This is a genomic window from Flavobacterium rhizosphaerae (assembly GCF_046000445.1).
GTDB classification, from domain to species: domain Bacteria; phylum Bacteroidota; class Bacteroidia; order Flavobacteriales; family Flavobacteriaceae; genus Flavobacterium; species Flavobacterium rhizosphaerae.
On sequence record NZ_JBELPZ010000002.1, the window covers coordinates 375460 to 397319 of the forward strand.

A 21860-nucleotide genomic window follows, 5' to 3' on the forward strand; every position below is an offset into this window, starting at 1 on the left:
GGTAAAACCTGTTATAAAATCAGTTACACTTTTAAACAACCTTACTCAGCAACAATCAATAAAAATTATGAAAGCTTCTTCTTTTTTGCTATTACTTTTTCTTCTTCAGTTCACCTATAAGGTATCTGCCCAGGATGCCAGTGTTTTCAGCCCTGATAAACAAACAAGGGTTGATATAACTGTTACCGATGGTAAACCCGTATATAAGGTAACGTATAATAATGTTACCATGCTCGAAAATTCTCCTTTGGGGCTTTACACTAATGAAGGCGATTTTTCATCGGACATGAAATTTTTAAATAAAGAAAAAGGTACTATTGAAAAAACATATACCAACGCAAAAATTAAAAAATCTGAAGTACAGTACAACGCAAACAAGCTGGCCTGCGTGTTTGAAAATGCACAACAGCAAAAAATAAAAATTGTTTTTCAGGTAAGCAATAATAATATTGCATTCCGTTACGAGCTACCAAACTGGGGTGAGCGCCTTACCTGCGTGGTTGAAAAAGAGGCCACAGGATTTAAATTTCCTGCTGCCACTACCACTTTCCTCTCTCCTATGATGGCGCCAATGGGTGGTTTTGCTCGGTCTGCCCCCAGTTATGAAAGCGGTTATGAGGCAGATGCCCCTATTGGTAAAACAACTTCAGGTAAAGAAGGCTATGTATTCCCCGGATTGTTTCATGTGGGTAAAAACGGGTGGGTACTGTTATCTGAAACAGGTGTAAGCAGCCTTTACTGTGCCTCGCATTTAAGCGATGGCGGAAACGGCGGGTTATATACTATTGAATACCCTAACCCGAAACAAAATAACGGTTTTGGCAGTACAGGCGCTGCATTGGCCCTACCGGGTGTAACTCCATGGAGAACTATAACTGTTGGCGACAACCCGAAACCGATTGTAGAAACCACCATACCGTTTGATGTGGTTGACCCGCTTTATGAACCCTCTAAACAATATGATTTTGGTAAAGCTACATGGAGCTGGATTATATGGCAAGACCCCAGCATGAACTATGAAGACCAGGTTACTTTTATAGATCTTGCCGCTAACTTAAAATTTGAATATATACTTATAGATGCAATATGGGATGCAAATATTGGTAAAGAACGAATGAAAGAACTAATACAATACGCGCACTCTAAAGGTGTTGATGTATTGCTGTGGTATAACTCCAATGGCCCGTTTAACGATGCCCCCGTAGGGCCAAGAAACAGGATGAATACTTCTGTTGCACGTAAAGATGAAATGAAATGGTTGCGAGACGTGGGTGTAAAAGGCCTTAAAGTTGATTTTTTTGGCGGAGACAAACAGGAAACCATGAGGTTGTATGAAGATATACTTTCTGATGCTAACGAATATGGCCTGATGATATTTTTTCATGGTACCACACTACCAAGAGGTTGGGAAGTAATGTATCCTAATTATGTGGGCAGTGAAGCTGTACTGGCATCTGAAATGCTTATTTTTTCACAAAATGTAAGGGAATCAGAAGCATTTTTTGCCTCACTCCATCCATTTATAAGAAATACGGTTGGCAGCATGGAGTTTGGTGGTGTACTGCTTAATAAATACCTTACAAAAAGTAATAAAGAGAAAAATAAGAGGCTCACCACCGATGCTTTTCAGCTTGCTACTGCTGTATTATTTCAAAACCCTGTGCAAATGTTTGGTATTACCCCCAACAACCTTACTGATGTACCAGCCTTTGAGCTGGATTTTGTAAAGCAGGTACCTACCACCTGGGACGAAACACTTTATATTGACGGATATCCCGGTAAATACTGCGTTATTGCCCGCAGGCATGGCGAAAGCTGGTATGTTGCCGGGGTAAATGCAGAACAAAAAGCCTTAAAACTAAAAATAAATCTCCCTATGCTTGCGGGTAAAACCGTACAATTGATTAGTGACGACAAAGACAGCCAAACCTATACAAAGGAAATAAAAATAAAAAATAACGGACAAGCAGATATTGAAATTCAGCCAAAAGGAGGTTTTATACTCAGATAAGCTTTAAAGAAAATATCCTGACTACTGCCATTAAAAACTATAAAAAATGCCGTTAAAAAATATAATTGCCCTGCTGCTTTTAAGCTGTGCGGCTTATGCCCAGCAAAACACTATACAATACTTTAATTTAAAAGAGGTACGCCTTTTAGAAAGTGTTTTTAGCAACGCACAGGAAAAAGACAAAGCGTATCTTTTAAAAATGGACCCGGACAGGCTTTTGGCACCTTACTTAAAAGATGCCGGCCTGGCACCAAAGGAAGAAAACTACCCCAACTGGGAAAGCACAGGGTTAGATGGCCACATTGGCGGGCACTACATTTCGGCGCTATCACTAATGTATGCCGCTACCGGAGACCAGGAGCTATTGCGCAGGGTTAACTATATGATTGGTGAGCTTGAGCGTTGCCAAAAGGCCAACGGCAATGGGTATGTTGGTGGTATTCCTGACGGTAAAATTATATGGCAGCAAATTGCCTCTGGTACTATTAAAGCACATAGCTTTGGGCTGAATGACAGGTGGGTGCCGCTTTATAACATACATAAAACTTATGCCGGACTGCGTGATGCTTATTTATACACCGGTAATGAAAAAGCGAAACATGTACTTGTAAAACTTACCGATTGGATGGCTAATGAAATTAAGGCGCTTAAAGAAGAACAGATACAGGATATGCTGCGTAGCGAGCATGGCGGCTTAAATGAGATTTTTGCCGATGTTTATGTAATTACTGGTGATACTAAATACCTGGAACTCGCCAAAAAATTTTCGCACCATGCACTACTCTATCCGCTTATAAACCATAAAGACAGCCTAACGGGGTTACATGCTAATATGCAAATACCAAAAGTGGTAGGTTTTAAACGTATAGCCGATTTAGACCACAATACAGAATGGGCTGATGCTGCCCGGTTTTTTTGGAGTAATGTAACGCAAAAACGTTCGGTAGCAATAGGTGGCAATAGTATTAGTGAGCATTTTAACCCGGTTGATGATTTTTCGGGCATGGTTAAAAGTGTTGAAGGCCCTGAAACCTGCAATACTTATAATATGCTCAAACTTACTAAGGAGTTATATGGTACTAACCCGCAAGCTTCATATATAGACTATTACGAAAAAGCCCTTTATAACCATATACTTACCACCCAAAATAGCGAAGAAGGCGGTTTTGTTTATTTTACTCCCATGCGCCCGGGTCATTACAGGGTATATTCCCAGCCAGATACCAGCTTTTGGTGCTGTGTAGGCTCCGGGATGGAAAACCACGCCAAGTATGGCGAGATGATTTATGCACATACTGACAATGACTTGTATGTAAACCTGTTTATACCCTCTACGCTAAACTGGGCCGGAAAAAACATTAAAGTTACCCAGAAAAATAATTTTCCCGAAATACCGGAAACAACGTTTACAATAAATACCCCTAAAAAAGCAAATTTTACCCTTAAGCTAAGGTGCCCCGAATGGACTGATGCCCGTAAAGCAATAGTATTGGTAAATGGAAAAGAGGTAAAAACAACAGCTGACAGTATGGGTTATTTTTCAGTTAACAGGAATTGGAAGAATGGTGATGTGGTGGTATTTAAACTCCCTATGACTCTTACAGCAGAGCGCCTGCCGGATGGCTCTGATTATTTTGCATATAAATACGGGCCTGTAGTTTTAGCCGCGCCCTTTGGAACGGAAGGACAGGAAGGCCTTTTTGCTGATGACAGCCGTGGCGGACATGTTGCCCGTGGACCCCAAATTCCTTTAAATGATATACCTATTCTGTTAAGTGAAACTTCAAATGTAATTACTCATATAAATCCAATAAAAGACAAAACGCTTACCTTTCACCTGGATGGTATTTATCAGGAGGCATTTTCAAAGGGTTTTGACCTGGTGCCTTTTTATAAAATACAGGCCGAACGCTATATTATTTACTGGCCACAGGCTAATGCAGATAAAGTTAGCGAAATGCAAAAGCAGCAAGCCATTGCTGAAGAGCGTGAAAGAAAGCTTGATGTTATAACAGTAGATGAAGTTACCCTGGGCGAGCAACAGCCTGAAGCCGACCATTTTATTAAGATGGAAGATGCTTTTACCGGATATATGGAAGACCGGCATTACAGAGATGCCCGCGGATGGTTTAGCTACCAGATGCGTAACACCGATAAAAATGCAAAATATTTATATATAGCTTATTTTGATAATGACAGAAACCGTACCCTAAGCATAGAAGTAAACGGTAAAACTGTAACTTCTCAAAAACTGGAAGGAAAATCAGGCCATGCGCTGCAATACCAGTTACTGCCATTACCTGAAAGTGAACAATCTCAGGAAACATTAACTGTTAAATTTAAAGCCGCAGAAAGGGCTTTTACTGCTAAAATAATAGAAGTACGGCTGCTAACGCAGGAATATAAACCTATGTAATTGTGACTTTAAAAAAACATATATCACTCTTGTGTGCTGTTTTCAGCAGCCTTGCCTGTTGTTCTCAAAACAGCGGAAAACTAAAACTGTGGTATGATAAGCCTGCCAAAGTATGGAACGAGGCTTTGCCCATTGGTAACGGGCGGCTGGGTGCGATGGTTTTTGGAGATCCTGTAAATGAAAAGCTCCAGCTTAACGAAGCTACATTTTGGTCTGGAGGGCCATCCAGAAACGATAATCCCAATGGGCCGCAGGTGCTCGATTCTATCCGTTATTATATTTTTAACGGTAATTATAAGCGTGCCGAAATACTGGCTAACAAAGGGCTAACCGCAACCCAGTTTCACGGTGCCGCCTACCAGAGCATAGGCAACCTTGACCTGAAATTTAACGATACAGAAAATTATACAGAGTATTACAGGGAACTGGATATTGAAAAGGCTCTATTTACTACATCATTTAAAGTTAATGGCATTACCTACACACGTGAGGTTTTTGCCACGCAACCCGCACAGGTTATTGTAATAAAGCTATCTGCTGATAAAAAAGGCATGATTGATTTTACAGCAGGGTTTAACGGGGAACTTGCACAATCATCAAAATCCATAAATAACCATACGCTTGAAATGAGTGGCATATCAGGCACACATGAAGGTGTACAGGGTCAGGTAAAATATAATGCCCGTGCACGCATAATAAATTCTGGCGGGAGTACAAATATTGATGGAAATGCTATAAAAGTACATGGCGCTGATGAAGTTGTAATACTGGTTTCTATTGCAACAAATTTTAGCGATTATAAAAAACTGGCAGAAGACGAAGTAAAAAAATGTGACGGATATCTTACCTCAGCTGCAAAACCCTATCCAGAGCTATTAAACAACCACATCAAAGCTTACCAAAAGTACTTTAACCGAGTATCTTTTGATTTGGGAACCTCTGCTGCTGCAAAACGGCCAACTGATGAGCGGATTAAAAATTTTGCTTCGACTTATGATCCTGAACTGGTTTCGTTATACTACCAGTTTGGGCGTTACCTTTTAATCTGCTCTTCGCAACCCGGTGGCCAGCCCGCCAACCTGCAGGGCATATGGAACGGAAGCATACACCCGGCCTGGGACAGCAAGTATACCATAAACATAAACACAGAGATGAACTACTGGCCGGCAGAAAAGTGCAACCTGCCAGAGATGCATGAACCGCTGGTACAAATGGTAAAAGAGCTTGCCGAAACCGGGCATGAAACTGCCCGCATAATGTATAGCAGCAATGGTTGGGTAGCCCACCACAATACTGACCTTTGGCGTATAACCGGAGTGGTAGATTTTGCAAATGCCGGGCAATGGCCTATGGGTGGGGCATGGCTCTCGCAACACCTTTGGGAAAAATATCTTTATAGTGGCGATGTGGCGTACCTTAAATCGGTATATCCTGTATTAAAATCGGCCTGTGAATTTTATAAAGACTTTTTAATAGAAGAGCCTACACACAAATGGCTTGTGGTAAGCCCCTCAATATCTCCCGAAAATATACCGCAGGGGCACCAGGGCAGTGCGCTTTCGGCTGGTACAACCATGGATAACCAGCTTGTTTTTGATTTATTTTCTAAAACGATTAAGGCAACTGCCATACTGCAACAGGATAAAGGTTTTGCTATTGAACTTGAACAATTAAAAGACCGCCTGCCCCCTATGCAAATTGGCCGTTATGGGCAATTGCAGGAATGGATTGGCGATTGGGATGACCCCGAAGATAAACATAGGCACGTATCACATTTATACGGTTTATTTCCGGGCAACCAGATATCACCATATACTACCCCTAAACTTTTTGATGCTGCACGCACGGTTCTTATTCACCGCGGAGATGTTTCAACCGGGTGGTCTATGGGATGGAAAGTAAATTTATGGGCTAAATTACTGGATGGCAATCATGCATTAAAACTTATAACCGACCAGCTTACACTGGTAGATCCGGTTAATTCAGGCCATAGTGGCGGCACCTACCCCAACCTGTTTGATGCCCATCCGCCATTTCAGATTGATGGTAACTTTGGCTGCACATCTGGTATTACCGAAATGCTGTTACAAACCCAAAATGGCCAGATAGACATACTCCCTGCCCTGCCGGATGCCTGGAAGGACGGAAGCATTAGCGGCTTAAGAACTTACGGAGGTTTTGAAGTAAGCCTGGCATGGAAAGATAACAAAGCCACCGAAATTACTATTACATCCCTTTTAGGAGGCAATTGCCGTATTAATGTACCTAACCCGGTACAGCTAAAGGGCAAACAAAAATTAAACCCGGCAAAAGGAAACAACCCAAATGCCTTTTTTGAAACACCAAATATAAAAGAGCCGCTTGTTGCTGCTTCGGCAAGCCTTGCCCCTGTTACCCTCAAACAAACTTATACGTATGATTTTGAAACCGAGGCAGGAAAAACCTATACCCTAACTAGTAAACAACAGAATTAAAAATTAAATTTCATAAACCAAATTCAAAAAATCAATGAAAAGAATAGTAGTCCTTTTTTCTGCATTAGCAGCGTTAACTACGTCAGCTCAGGGAAATAAAAAAATCAAGGAAAAAGATATGCCCCTGTTCACACAATTTACTTATGAGGGCAATGATGCAATTTATAAAGAAAATCCACTGAAAGACAATGAGTTTTACAGCCCTATATTACAAGGATGTTACCCTGATCCGAGTATCACACGTAAAGGAAATGACTATTATCTTGTAAATTCATCTTTTGCCATGGTACCGGGGGTGCCCATTTTTCATTCAACCGATTTGGTAAACTGGAAACAGATAGGGCATGTATTAGACAGACCAAGCCAGTTAAAAGTAGAAGACTCCCGTATTTCGGGCGGGGTATATGCACCGGATATTAAATACAACCCTAATAACGATACTTTTTATATGATTACTACCGAAATTGCCGGTAATATGGGCAATATTGTAGTAAAAACAAAAGATCCGCTTAAAGGCTGGAGTGACCCTGTAAAACTTGCTTTTGACGGTATAGACCCATCGCTGTTTTTTGATGATAATGGTAAAGCCTACTTAGTGCATAATGATGCACCCCCCGCAGGCACCGAACAATACCAGGGGCACCGCGTGATTAAAATGTGGGATTATGATGTGGAAAACGACCGTGTAGTACCGGGATCTGACCGTATTATTGTAAATGGTGGCGTAGATATTACACAAAAACCCATTTGGATTGAAGGTCCCCACTTATATAAAAAAGACGGCCGTTATTATCTTATGTGCGCCGAAGGTGGTACCGGTGGCTGGCATAGTGAAGTAATTTTTGTAAGCGATAAAGCAACCGGGCCTTTTATACCTGCCGCTAATAACCCGATACTAACACAGCGTTATTTTGCCAAAGACAGGAAAAATAAAGTAGACTGGGCCGGGCATGCCGACCTTGTTGACACTCCTGAAGGAGACTACTACGGGGTGTTTCTTGCGGTACGCCCTAATGAGAAACAACGCGTAAACACAGGCAGAGAAACCTTTATGCTACCGGTTGACTGGAGTGGTGAATTCCCGGTATTTCAAAATGGCTTGGTGCCGCTTAAACCGATAATAAAAATGCCTGAAGGGGTAACCAACCAAACCGGTAAAAACGGTTTTATGCCGAACGGCAACTTTACTTTTACAGACAATTTTACTGCTGATAAGCTTGATTACAGGTGGATAGGCGAACGTAACTGGAGAGAAAATTTTGTAGTAAAAGACAAAAACGGTATCCGTATAAATCCTTCAGAAAACACCATTAAAGCCAAAGCACCCATATCAACCCTGTTTTACAGGCAACAACATGCCGCTTTCAGCGCTGAAACAACCCTGCAGTACAAACCAAAATCAGAAAAAGACATTGCCGGGCTGGTATGCTACCAAAGTGAAACATTTAATTATGTTTTCGGCCTGACAAAAAAAGGTAATGATTATTATATGGTCCTGCAAAGAACAGAAAAAGGAGCTTCTAAGCTATTAGCCAGCGAAAAGGTAACTTTAGAAAAATCTGTTACATTAAAAGTAACTGCCAATGGTGATGACTATAATTTTAACTATGCTATTGATGGTAAAGAATATAAAAACCTTGGCGGTACCGTTTCAGGTGATATATTATCTACTGATGTAGCCGGTGGTTTTACAGGCAGCCTTATAGGCTTATACGCTACTTCCGAAAATGATATCCAGCCATAAATTTATAGGTATGAAATCAAATTGCAATTCAATATTATTCTGGCTAATCCTGTTACTCTCGGCAAGTGCGCCTGCCCAACAGGGCAAGGCACACAACCCCATACTTTATGCAGATGTGCCGGATATGTCTATAATTCGTGTGAGTGATGTTTATTATATGAGCAGCACTACCATGCACATGAGCCCCGGTGTACCGATAATGAAATCGGACGACCTTGTAAACTGGCATTTGGTGAGTTATGCTTATGATGAACTCGTAGATAATGATGCGATGAACCTTGATAACGGGCAGAGTACCTACGGCAGGGGTTCGTGGGCCAGTAGCCTGCGCTACCACAACGGCATATATTACGTATCAACTTTTGCGGCAACCAGTGGTAAAACACATGTTTATTCCACAAAAGATATAGAAAACGGACCGTGGAAGGCTGTTGAATTTGAACCCGTTATGCATGACCATTCACTTTTTTTTGATGATGACGGCAAAGTATATATGCTCTATGGCACAGACAACCTTACTTTGGTTGAGCTAAAACCAGATGTTAGCGGCATAGTACCGGGAACAGAAAAAGTAGTGGTTGAAAAAGCCAGCGCACCTGCCGGGGATAATATTATGCTAAAAGCCGAAGGTTCGCAATTGTTTAAAATTAATGGAAAATATTATTTGTTTAATATAACATGGCCCAGGGGGGGTATGCGTACGGTAGTGATACACCGTGCTGATAAAATAACCGGCCCTTATGAAGGCCGCCTTGGTCTACAGGATTTGGGCGTTGCACAGGGTGGGCTTATAGATACCCCAAATGGCGATTGGTATGCGTATCTTTTCAGGGATAATGGCGCTGTTGGGCGTATACCTTACCTTGTTCCTGTTACATGGAAAGATAACTGGCCGGTATTGGGTGAAAATGGAAAAGTACCCGAAACACTCAACCTTCCTGCCAATAAATCACTAATACCGGGTATTGTGCATTCTGACGAGTTTGAACGAAAAAAAGGAGAGGCCGACCTGCCATTGGTCTGGCAATGGAACCATAACCCCGATAATACATTATGGTCAGTTACTAAAAGAAAAGGTTTTTTACGTTTAGCCACAGGCAGGACAGATACTGAACTTACACAGGCTAAAAACACCCTTACACAACGTACTATTGGCCCGGTATGTACCGGCACTACCGCTGTAGATGTATCTCATAGTAACGATGGAGATTTTGCAGGCCTATGCCTTTTGCAAAAAAATTACGGGCAACTGGGAGTAAAAACTGAGGGTAAAAATAAGTTTATAGTTTTTATAAATGCAAGTAGTGGCGAACCCATTGAAGATGCCCGTATGCCCTTAACCCAAAACACTGTATATTTTAAAGCAGAGTGCAATTTTACCGATAGAAAAGATACAGCAATTTTTTATTACAGCCTTGACAATAAAAACTGGAAAACAATAGGCTCGCCGCTTAAAATGGCGTATACCCTGCCCCATTTTATGGGGTATCGCTTTGGGCTATTTAACTATGCTACTAAAAATGCAGGAGGCTATGCCGATTTTGATTATTTCAGGATAGAAGATTCCATCTCAAAAAAGTAATAGTGTGAAAAAATTTAAATTAAATAAATTATCCGCCATTGCAATACTGCTTACAAATAGTATTGCAATGGCACAAAACCCTATCATAAGAGACCAATATTCTGCCGATCCGTCTGCAAGGGTATTTGGAAACAAAGTGTACCTGTTCCCCTCTCATGATATTCCGCCATATACCAATAAAAACCATGAAAACTGGTTTTCGATGGAAGATTACCATGTATTTTCGTCTGAGAATCTCACAGACTGGACAGATCACGGCATAGTAGTAACACAAAATAAAGTTCCCTGGGTAAAACCAGACAGCTTTAGCATGTGGGCCCCCGATTGTATTGAACGCAATGGCAAGTATTATTTTTATTTCCCTTCTACCCCTAAAGACAGCACTGTAGCCCGCGGGTTTACAGTTGGCGTAGCCATAGCAGATAAACCCGAAGGCCCATACAAAGCACAGGAAAAACCTATTGCAGGCGTTAAAGGCATAGACCCAAATGTTTTTATAGATAAAAACGGGCAGGCGTACCTGTATTGGTCTCAGGGTAATATTTATGCTGCCAAATTAAAAGAAAACATGCTGGACCTGGACTCTGAACCGGTGATTTTAGCAGATTTGCCAACCAAGGGACTAAAAGAAGGCCCTTACCTTTTTGAACGGAACGGTATCTATTACCTTACCTATCCGCATGTTGAAAATAAAACCGAACGGCTGGAATATGCTGTTGGAGATAACCCGCTTGGCCCTTTTACTGTAACCGGGGTAATAATGGATGAATCACCTACAGGCTGCTGGACAAACCACCATTCTGTTATCCAGTTCAAAAAACAATGGTACCTGTTTTACCATCATAACGATTTATCGCCAGAGTTTGATAAGAACCGGTCGGTGCGTATAGACAGCCTATCATTTAATACTGATGGGACCATAAAAAAAGTAATCCCAACATTGCGAGGGGTAGGTTTAACCGATGCCAGAACTGAAATACAGATAGACCGTTACAGCGCCATAGGCGGTGGGGCTTCTGTAGCTTTTCTTAATCATGATGATGCATTTAAAGGCTGGAAAACAGTCTTTGCCAAAGCAGGCGCATTTGTACAGTATAATGCCGTAGATTTTGGCAGTAAAAAGCTAAAAAAACTAACTGTAAAAGCACTTGCTGATAAAGGGGCAACTATAGAAATACGGATTGATGCTATTGATGGGCCGTTATTAGCCACCGTTAAGTTAAACGATATACAACAATGGGATACTATAACATCACCAATTACAAAATTTGCTGCAGGCGTACATAACCTTTATGTAATATCCAAAGGAGATAATACTGCCCAAGTAGACTGGGTATCTTTTAATTAATTCAGTGAAATTAAAATTACGGGGTTATCCACCTGTTTATAAATCACATTGTATACATATTTTTATCCTATATCAATATAAATACCTTTCGATTGTAAAAAACGGAAGGCAGATTTACGAATACGTTTTAGCTGAATACCCTGAAAAAATGTTTAATTACTAAAATTTCGGAGTAATATTGAGTTTTAAATAATTTTATTCGTTAATAAAACAAACAACTATAAATGAGCATTTTAGACTCTTTTTCACTTAAAGAAAAAGTAATAGTGGTAACCGGTGGTACTGGTGTTTTGGGAGAATCTTTTATAAAAGCTATTGCTGAAGCAGGCGGCAAAATTGCCGTTTTGGGGCGTAATAAAGAACGTGCCGAAGAACGTGTTAAACAGGCACAACAAGCAGGTGGCGAGGCCATTGCGGTACTTACTGATGTTATGAATAAAGAGGATGTAATTAGGGCTAAAAATGAAATTTTAGAACATTTTGGTACTATAGACGGGCTTGTAAATGCCGCTGGTGGCAACATACCCGGCGCTACCATAGGGCCTGATGATAATTTATTTGATGCCAACGTAGGTGACTCTATAAAAGCTATTGAACTTAACCTGTATGGTACTATAATACCCACGCATATTTTTGGCAAAACCATTGCCGAAAAAGGTAAAGGCTCAATAATTAATATATCTTCACTGGCAGCCAGCCGTTCTATAACAAGGGTTATGGGGTATAATGTAGCCAAACACGGAGTTGACGGATATACAAAATGGATGGCGGCAGAGCTTGCCCTGCGCTATGGAGATAAAGTGCGTATTAATGCTATAGCACCAGGCGTTTTTTTAACAGAGCAAAACCGTGCGCTACTTACCAATCCTGACGGAAGTTTTACCAGCAGGGCGCAGAAATTTGTAAACAACACACCTTATTCCCGCCTTGGTGACCCGCAGGAGCTTGAAGGCACACTGGTATACTTATTAAGTGACGCTTCTTCTTTCGTTTCGGGAGAAACTATTTTTGTTGATGGTGGCTTTAATGCCTGGAGCGGTGTTTAATATTATTTTAGACAAATTATGAGTACAACACATAAACTTGAACAAACCTGGCGGTGGTATGGCCCGGATGATACGGTTAGCCTTCAGGATGTGAAACAGGCAGGCGCTACAGGAATAGTTTCTGCCCTGCACCATGTGCCACACGGCGCAATATGGACTGTTGATGAAATAAGTAAACGAAAAAAACAGATTGAAGATGCCGGATTAGTATGGTCGGTAGTAGAAAGTGTACCGGTGCATGAGGCTATAAAAACACGTAGCAGTGATGCTGAAAAATATCTTGATAATTACAGGCAGTCGCTAAAAAACTTAAGTGCATGTGGGTTAAAAACCGTATGCTATAACTTTATGCCGGTGCTCGACTGGACACGTACACAGCTTGACCTTGAAATGACAGACGGCTCTAAAGCGCTGTATTTTAACTGGCCTGACCTTGCCTATTTTGATATTTATGTGCTTCAACGCAAAGGTGCTGAAAATGATTATGATGAAGCTATATTGAAAGCTGCTGCCGAAAGAAAGGAAACCATTACACCGGAAGAAAAATCGGTACTGGAAGAAATTGTGCTGATGGGCGTTCCCGGTGAAGATAGTATCACTCTGGAAAACCTTCAGCAAAGTATTGATACCTACCAGGCAATAGGTTTTGATGGCTTAAGGCAAAACCTCTTATACTTTCTTACCTCAATTGCCGATGTTTGTAAAGAAGAAGGCATTAAAATGACCATCCATCCGGATGACCCTCCTTACCCAATTTTAGGCCTGCCACGCATTGCCAGTAATAAGGAAGACCTTGAGTTTATTATTAATGGTGTAAACGAAGATTTTAACGGCATCTGTTTTTGTACCGGCTCATTAGGCGCCGGAAAACATAATGATATCCCGTCTATTTTTGAGGCAGTTAAAAATCGTGTAAACTTTATACACCTGCGCAATGTAAAGAAAGATGAACAGGGCAATTTTTATGAGGCCGACCATCTTGATGGCGATGTAAATATGTACCACATTATGAAAGCCATTGTTGCCGAAAACCAAAAACGTACTACACCTATTCCCTTCAGGCCAGACCACGGGCACCAGATGTTAGATGACCTGAATAAAACCACCCACCCCGGATATTCTGCCATTGGCAGGTTACGTGGCCTTGCGGAACTTCGCGGCCTTGAACTGGGTATTATGGGAGCATAAAATACTGACTAAGCATGTCTTACTTTTTAAAAGATAATTTCATTTTAGCATCAGATACGGCAGAACAGCTATATTATGGCTTTGCTGAAAAAATGCCTGTAATAGACTATCATTCGCATCTTTCGCCGGAAGCCATATCTATAAATAAAAAGTTTGAGAATATTACCGATATATGGCTGAAAGGCGACCATTATAAATGGAGGGCCATGCGTGCACTGGGTATAGATGAAAAGTATATAACCGGCAGTGCCACAGATTATGAAAAGTTTGAAAAGTGGGCACAAACCGTTCCTTACACAGTGCGTAATCCACTTTTTCACTGGACACACATGGAGCTGAAAAACCCATTTGGCATTACAGAACTGCTTAATACACAAAGTGCTGAAAGGATATATAAAGATACTTCTGAAAAGTTACAGCAAGACGCTTTTTCTACACAGGGATTATTACAGCATTTTAACGTAGCAATGGTAGGCACTACCGATGATCCCACAGATTCACTGGAGCATCATTTTAAAATTAAAGAAAGTGGCTTTGGTGTTAAGGTACTCCCCTCCTTCCGGCCTGATAAAATATTTGCTATAGATAGTGGTGATAACTTCCGGGAATATGTAAAGAAATTAGGTACTGCTTCGGGGGTTACAATCACCGATTTTGAGTCGCTGCTGGCAGCTTATGCCAACCGTGTAAAGTATTTCCATAGTGCAGGATGTGCAGCTTCAGACCACGGCCTTACTGCTATTCCGCCTAAAGGAAAACATGATAAAGCAAAAATTGAAAATGCTTTTAAAGCTGTGCTTAATGGAAATGATACCCAGGGAGCCGAAATAAAAGACGCTTTTTCTTTTTATATACTTGCTGAACTTTGTAAGATGTACCATGATAAAGGGTGGGCGCAACAGTTTCACCTGGGGTCGTTACGCAACAGCAATGCCCATAAAGTAGCTGTACTTGGCCCTGATACAGGCTATGATACAATTGGTGATTATAAGCAGGCAGAAACGCTTTCAGCACTCTTTAACTACCTTGAAAGCGAAGGAAAGCTTGCAAAAACCATAATTTATAACCTAAACCCCGCTGATAATACTATGTTCGCTGCCATGATTGGTAATTTTCAGGGAGAAGGCATTAAAGGCAAAATACAATTTGGCTCTGGCTGGTGGTTTTTAGACCAGTTAGACGGTATGACAAAGCAACTAAACGCTTTATCTAACCAAGGGCTAATCAGTACGTTTATAGGTATGCTTACGGATTCCAGAAGCTTTTTATCGTATTCAAGGCATGAATATTTCCGCAGGTTGCTGTGCAACCTTTTTGCCGAAGATATAAATAAAGGTTTTATACCAAATGATATTAACTGGATGGGTTCTGTAATATCAGATATATGCTACAACAACGCCAAAACGTATTTTGGGCTATAAGTCTTTCACAATTTGTATCTTTTTTACGATAGTGTTGTGGACTTTCTTATCTGTATAGAAGTTTCCAGTAAAATTGTTTCTTCCACCTGTGTTTTCTTGCCAGTGGTGGCTTCCAGGTCTATTAGCTCTATGAGTTTTTTCAGAGCCAGGTACCCCATATCTTTCGCAGGCTGACGTATGGTTGAAAGCGCCGGGTTTAACGAAAAAGCAATATCGGTATTTGCAAAACCTATCACCGCTATATCTTCCGGTACATTTATACCCAGGTTGGCCAATATGCCTAAAGAACGCATTGTAATAGTATCAGTAGCGCCAAAAATAGCATTTGGCATAATATTCTGTTTCTTTAATTCCAATAAAGATGAACTTATTTTTTCATCAATCTCATCTACATTTTCTAAATTACAATACACCATATAACGCGGATTTATAGGAATATCAAGGTTTTTAAGAGCCTTTTTAAATCCCTGTATCCTTTGGTTATTTTCACCAAATTTGTCCCCAGTTATAAATAAAATCCTCTTTCTGTTTATAGTTATAAGGTGTTGGGTAGCTTCAAGCGCACCCCTGTATTCATTAACACCAATTTTAGTAGTTTTTAAATCGGGGTTTATCCTGTCAAACAAAACAACAGGGCAATGGTTTTCATGGATATAATTTATATATTCTGAATTAGAAACTTCACTAACAGGAGAAAGCAAAATTCCGTCTACCCCTTTGGAAACCAAGGCATCAAGGCTAGCTTTTTCTGTGTCTATATTTTCAAAACTCTGCATAATAATAATATCATAGCCGGCCTCAAAAGAGGCTTTATGTATGCCATCTAGAATTTGAGCCAGAAATGTACTGCTAAAATAAGAGCTAACAATAACACCAATTGAGTTTGTCTGGCCTATTTTAAGGCTCTTTGCCAAGCGGTTTGGCTTATATTTATGTTCATTAGCATAGTCTATAACAATTTTTCTGGTCTCAGGGCTTATTTCATAGCTGTTGTTAAGTGCTTTAGAAATAGTTGACACAGAGAAGTTAAGTGCCTTTGCAATATCTTTTATGGTAATATTAGCCATTTTGTGTATATCTGTTATAATCTGCCTGACAACTTATAGTCATTTGTACAATAATACAAAATATTTCAATAAATTAAAATTTAGGACATTTTTTATAAAATAATAAATTATACCCTGAAAATTAATGTATTTTATTAAACAGATTTAATCTTTAAAAATAAGTTATTCTAATTTTATTAACCTAATATAACTAAAAAAGCCCGCAACATAATGTTGCAGGCTTTAAATATTAAAAAACACAAATTATTAATTGTAACCAGGGTTTTGATATGCCGCTTTATCACCTGTCATTGCATCAATTTGTCCCTGCGGTATTGGGCGCAGGTAAAAATGAGTTTCAATAGTACGCTGGAATGTTTCTGGTGTATGAGCATAAAGAGCTGAACCACAAATTGTGTAAGTTGCTGCTTTTTCTCCCCATTTCTGTGTACGTACAAGGTCAAACCAACGGTGACCCTCTCCGTAATATTCACGTGAAAGCTCATCAAGTATATAATCAACATCTATAACAGCAGGTGTAGCAGCTGTCATTTCGGCACTATGGTCTTCAATTCTTACCTCATTTGCGTTGTTATCAAAACGCCACATACCGGCACGTGCACGTATTACATTAATTAAATCCCTGGCACTCATGCTACCCGTTGCACCTTTAACGGCAGCCTCGGCAGCAACAAAGTAAAATTCAGAGAATTTTGCAATATTAAACGGACGTGTACTACCTGCGTTAGGCTGTCCTAATCCATCAGCATTATCAGTACGGTAAGGTCCCAGTTTCCATAGTCCGGGATATGTAAGACGGCTAATACCTTGTGGATTAATAACCCAATCAGCCCTGCCTGGTAGTTTACCGGCACCAATATTACTTATATTAGGTGAATAGTCTACAGCTTGTGCAGGCTCTTCATCAAGAAAAGTCAGGATGGCATCTCCAGGATATACTGGTAAAGAGTTTGCGTTATATAATACATCATTAGCAACGCCTCCTTTAGGCCAGTTACCACGATATGTAGTAGTAAATGTACCATCATAACGCGAATCATCAACTTTATTTGCAAAAGTGTTTGTAACTACCTCTATTGTTGGGCACATACGTGTCCATGGACGTCCAAGTGGCTGTGCAGCTTCGCGCTGTACAGAGTTTACAAGTGTAGTTTGCGCAGGGTCTTCAGCACTTTTAAGGTTTGTATAATTCCATGTCATCATCCAGCCGGCAAAGTTATCCGGCGCACCACCACTGCCATAATTAAGGTCTCCACCATTATAATAAGCACTTTCCTCTGTATGGTCTGCATACAACATTATTTCACTGTTACGGTCATTTTCTGCCACGTTAACATCATAATAAGTTGGTTGTAATGAATATCCACCAGGATTATTTATACCTTCCATAGCCATATCATAAGCATGTTGAAAATACCATTGTGCATCATGCCCGTCAGGGTCTGTACGTGTAGTTTCAGGGTACGTAGGTATGTTATTAGGGTTTTGCAACCACCAACCATAAGTAAGGTAAGCTTTAGCCAAATAAAGGCGTGCTACTGTTTTTGTAACAGTACCTGTTAAACGCGGGGCATCAGGCAGGTTTTCAATAGCTGTCATCAAGTCAGGGAAAATAGCTTTTGTATATACCTCCGGAACTGTATTCCGCGTTGACTCTGTTGATGGAGTTGTGTTAAAAGCAAGTTCCCCAGATCCTAAATCTAAAGGCACTCCTCCAAATGTCTGTACCAACAAGAAGTAATCAAAGGCGCGGAAAAAATTCGCCTCTGCAAGTAGTGATGCCGAAGCGCCTGCTTCTGCACCATACTCTAATACACCATTGGCACTGTTTATATTTCTGAAACATTCACCCCAAATAGCATCGGTACGGCTTGTGCTGGGGGTAATCTGGCCTACACCAGACATGTCCATATCCTTAAAATTACCATCTGCACTTTGTGCATATGTAGCTTCATCAGTACCTGTTTCACAAGTATTATAATAATAAGCCTGTCCGTACATCTGGCGTAAATGGGCATAAAAACCCGTTACACCGCCATTAACACCTTCTTCTGTCCTAAAAAATTCCGGGGTATAAGTAGCACGGGGTGTTTCATCTAAAATGTCTTTACTACATCCAACAGCCAATAACGCTGACATAGATGCTAGTAAAAAGGGTTTAAAATTTATTCTTTTCATTGCTTTTTAATTTAAAATGTTACGTTTAACCCAAATACAAAATTACGTGTATTAGGTGCATTAGTACCCACAACTAATATCCTGTTGTTATAACCTGATACAGCCTGGTTTTGATCTCCATAAGAGTTTGGCTCAGGATCTAAACCGGTTTCTTTATGATAAGGAGAAGAAATTATCCATGGATTTTGTAACGTTGCATAAAGCCTAAGTCTTTCAAAACCTGCTTTTTTGATAAAATCCTGAGTAAAATTATATCCTAATGTTATAGTACGTATTTTTACATAAGAGGCATCAAAATAGCCTAATGTACTACCGTACTTAGGATTGTCGCCACTACGTGGCCCTGCAGGGTTCGGGTATCTTGCATCAGTATTTTCAGGTGTCCAGTAATCTACATCTACGTTACCCCTACGGCCATTTAAAAGATTTAAGTAACCACCAGAACCATATAAAGTACTAATTAGTATACCACCACTCTGGAAACCACCTACAATGTTAAGATCGAATCCTTTGTAGCTCATATTAGTATTAAAACCACCCTGAAAATCTGGGTTTACGTCCAATACCTGGCGGTCATCAGCGCCAATAGCTCTTACAGGTGTACCGTCTTCATTATATTCACCGGTATATTCTACTTTAATCATACCAACTGTTCCTCCTGGCTCAAGTATATCCAGGTAAGGATCACCTTCTTGCCATAACCCTATATTTTTATAATCATAGATTGAATTTATCGAATGGCCTACAAACCAACCTTGACCTTCATTTCTATCAGTACCATTAGATAATGATGTTATCTCATTTTTATTGGCATATATATTGAAACCTGCCGATAAGCTAAAACCATTAGGATTATCTATAATAAGGCCGTTGGCAGAAAACTCAATACCTTTGTTTTGTGTATTGGCAGCATTATCAGTATAGCTACCCAAACCTGATGAACCAGGAAGACCTACGCCAACAAGTACATCACTTGTTTTCATAACATAGTATTCTATCGAACCTGAAAGACGGTTGTTAAATAAGCCATAGTCAATAGCATAGTTCCATCCTTCTGTATATTCCCATCCTAAATCTGGGCTTGGCGCTTCAGAAACATAGTAACCTGTTAAAAATACATCGCTGTAATTATATGGCCTTGATGATAGCAAACCAAGTGTTTTATATGGATTTATTGCCTGGTTGGCTGTCTGTCCATAACCCACCCTTAACTTTAACTGATTAATAGACTTAACACCGCTCATAAATGATTCGTTAGCGATATTCCAACCAGCAGATAGTGCAGGGTAGCTATGCCATTTATTTCCTGGCGCTAATACTGAAGATCCGTCAGAACGATAACTGGCATTAAACATATAACGTCCGTCATAAGAATATGTAACACGCCCCATATATGAGGTTAGGCCTCTTTTATAGTATCCCTGGTTATTGGGGTCTGCTACAACAGGCTCATCAGTACGTCCAAGGTTATAAAATTGGAAGGCATCTGAAGCAATGTTAGTAGTAGAAAAAGCAGAGCTGTTAAATTTTTCCTGTTGTGCAGAATATAAAGCAAGAGCGCTTACACTGTGCTTTTCACCAAAAATACGATCGTATGACAGTATGTTTTCAGCCGTCCAGGTTGTATTAATTGATTGGTTGATATTAGCATTAGAAACCGTAGCTTCATTAAAGTCAAAAACACCTGCACCTTCATAATAACCACCAAAAGAAACACGTAAGTTACCACCAAGATTAAGGCGATATTTTAGCCCTTCTACACCAGGCACTTTAACTTCTGCATAAGCACTGTTATAAGAAGCATAGGCCCTATTCTGGTTAACATATTTATCACCCAATGCTTCAAGTGTGCTCCTGGTATTTACCCAAGACTGATCTGCAGCTGTTTCTATAGCCCTCCTAGGATTGCCATCTTCATCATAAGGACTTGCAAGCGGTGATTGCGAAAGTACTCCATATAAACCTGTACCATTGTCGGTTACAGAATAGTTACTGTTAGTTGTAACACCAACTCTAATATAATCTCCTATTTGTTGATCTAATGCACCGAACAAAGAAAGACGTTGGTAGTCCTGCAAAGGCACTACACCCTCATCTTTATAATAGGTAGTACTAAAGGTGTAGTTACCTTTAGCCGTACCACCCGTTACATTAAGGTGATGGTTTTGTGTTACACCCGTTTTGTAATATAAATCTTGCCAGTTAGTATTTACATCATCAAATTCATCAGGTCCATTAGTATAAAGGTTTGCAGCAGCACGTAACTTAACAAGTTCCGGGCCGCTCATCATTGGGTACTCCCTGGCAGTCCTCACACCAAAATATGAATTATAGCTAAACTGAGCTTCCTGGCCTACCGCGCCTTTTTTAGTAGTTATTAAAATAACACCATTAGAACCTCGAGAACCGTATACAGCCGTTGCAGAAGCATCTTTAAGTACATCAATACTTTTAATATCATCTGAATTAATATCTGTAATAGATCCTGAAAACGGAATACCATCAAGAACAATTAACGGGTTATTACTACCTGTAAGAGAGCGTACACCACGAATACGTATCTGCATGGCAGCACCCGGGCGTGAATCTGTCTGGTTTATCTCAACGCCGGGTAAACGGCTCTGCATTGCCTGTGTAATGTTTGGCGCAGGCATTTCGCGCAGGTTGTCTCCAGAAATAGAAGCAACCGAACCGGTTACCGCTTCTTTTTTCTGAGTACCATAACCTATTACTACAACCTCATCAAGTAACTTTGTATCGGGTTGCATTGAAATGTTAACAGTACTTTCTGTTACTAAAACTTCCTGAGGTAAAAAACCAACAGAAGAAAATACAAGAACAGAGTTTTGAGGAACACTTATACTGTAATTACCGTCAAAATCGGTAGCTGTTGAGTTTGATGTTCCTTTAATTGTAACCAAAACGTCTGGTATTCCCATATTGTCATCCGAAGAGATAACTTTACCAGTAACAGTAGTGTTCTGGCCTTGGGCAAAACCAAATTGCGTTGTAAAAATTAGCGTGAATAATAGTATCAGGTGCTTAGACTTAATTGATACTTTGTAGAGTTTCTCCATAAAATTTAGACTAGTTAGTTATTAAATAAATTAACGTTTGTGTGTTGATTCAATTTACTGTTTCATATCATAAATCTCTTTTTTAATTAAACTAAAACGATTTCGTAATTAAAGCATGAATATTCCAGAATTTTTAAAATTACATGGCAATCATTATAATGATGACCTAAAAATAAACTTTCATGGAAATTCTACAAGCAAATTTTTGTACATAATCTAAAAGTAACACAACCTACTTATAGTGAATAAGACCAAAAGTAGAATTTTCTTTTTTACTCATCAATAATCAACTCAAAAAAGCTACGAAT

General features: G+C 40.0%; 12 protein-coding genes. 9 read left to right on the forward strand and 3 right to left on the reverse strand.

Going from position 1 to position 21860, the window contains the following annotated elements; translation table 11 throughout:
• Positions 1–67: 67 nt before the first annotated feature.
• From ABS766_RS04025 to uxaC, 9 genes are all read left to right on the forward strand, one after another.
• Entirely contained in the window at positions 68–2011 is a 1944-nt protein-coding gene (locus ABS766_RS04025; protein ID WP_408083835.1) for a glycoside hydrolase family 97 protein, read from the forward strand.
• A gap of 46 nt (positions 2012–2057) precedes the next feature.
• Positions 2058–4427: a beta-L-arabinofuranosidase domain-containing protein gene (locus ABS766_RS04030; RefSeq protein WP_408083836.1), complete on the forward strand. Its 2370-nt coding sequence runs from the start codon at positions 2058–2060 to the stop codon at positions 4425–4427.
• Positions 4428–4429: 2 nt separating this feature from the next.
• The gene (locus ABS766_RS04035) at positions 4430–6901 is read left to right on the forward strand and encodes a glycoside hydrolase family 95 protein (RefSeq protein ID WP_408083837.1); all 2472 of its coding nucleotides are present in this window, start codon (positions 4430–4432) and stop codon (positions 6899–6901) included.
• A 34-nt stretch (positions 6902–6935) separates the two neighbouring features.
• Entirely contained in the window at positions 6936–8645 is a 1710-nt protein-coding gene (locus ABS766_RS04040) for a glycoside hydrolase family 43 protein (protein WP_408083838.1), read from the forward strand.
• A 10-nt stretch (positions 8646–8655) separates the two neighbouring features.
• Positions 8656–10227 carry a glycoside hydrolase family 43 protein gene (locus tag ABS766_RS04045; protein WP_408083839.1) on the forward strand — a complete coding sequence of 524 codons (1572 nt, stop codon included), beginning with the start codon at positions 8656–8658 and terminating at the stop codon, positions 10225–10227.
• Positions 10228–10231: 4 nt separating this feature from the next.
• The gene (locus ABS766_RS04050; RefSeq protein WP_408083840.1) at positions 10232–11575 is read left to right on the forward strand and encodes a family 43 glycosylhydrolase; all 1344 of its coding nucleotides are present in this window, start codon (positions 10232–10234) and stop codon (positions 11573–11575) included.
• Positions 11576–11799: 224 nt separating this feature from the next.
• Entirely contained in the window at positions 11800–12621 is an 822-nt protein-coding gene (locus tag ABS766_RS04055) for an SDR family oxidoreductase (protein WP_408083841.1), read from the forward strand.
• Between the two features lie 18 nt (positions 12622–12639).
• Positions 12640–13809 carry a mannonate dehydratase gene (gene uxuA / locus ABS766_RS04060; RefSeq protein ID WP_408083842.1) on the forward strand — a complete coding sequence of 390 codons (1170 nt, stop codon included), beginning with the start codon at positions 12640–12642 and terminating at the stop codon, positions 13807–13809.
• 14 nt (positions 13810–13823) lie between these two features.
• Positions 13824–15230: a glucuronate isomerase gene (uxaC, locus tag ABS766_RS04065; protein WP_408083843.1), complete on the forward strand. Its 1407-nt coding sequence runs from the start codon at positions 13824–13826 to the stop codon at positions 15228–15230.
• A gap of 23 nt (positions 15231–15253) precedes the next feature.
• Here uxaC and ABS766_RS04070 read toward each other — a convergent pair whose 3' ends face one another.
• The 3 genes from ABS766_RS04070 to ABS766_RS04080 all read right to left on the reverse strand — a co-directional run bounded on the left by ABS766_RS04070 (position 15254) and on the right by ABS766_RS04080 (position 21552).
• Positions 15254–16297 carry a LacI family DNA-binding transcriptional regulator gene (locus ABS766_RS04070; RefSeq protein ID WP_408083844.1) on the reverse strand — a complete coding sequence of 348 codons (1044 nt, stop codon included), beginning with the start codon at positions 16295–16297 and terminating at the stop codon, positions 15254–15256.
• Between the two features lie 246 nt (positions 16298–16543).
• A complete protein-coding gene (locus tag ABS766_RS04075; protein WP_408083845.1) occupies positions 16544–18475 on the reverse strand; it encodes a RagB/SusD family nutrient uptake outer membrane protein in 1932 nt (643 codons plus the stop codon).
• Between the two features lie 11 nt (positions 18476–18486).
• Positions 18487–21552 (reverse strand): SusC/RagA family TonB-linked outer membrane protein, encoded by a 3066-nt coding sequence (locus tag ABS766_RS04080; protein WP_408083846.1) that lies wholly within the window; start codon positions 21550–21552, stop codon positions 18487–18489.
• Between the last annotated feature and the right edge of the window lie 308 nt (positions 21553–21860).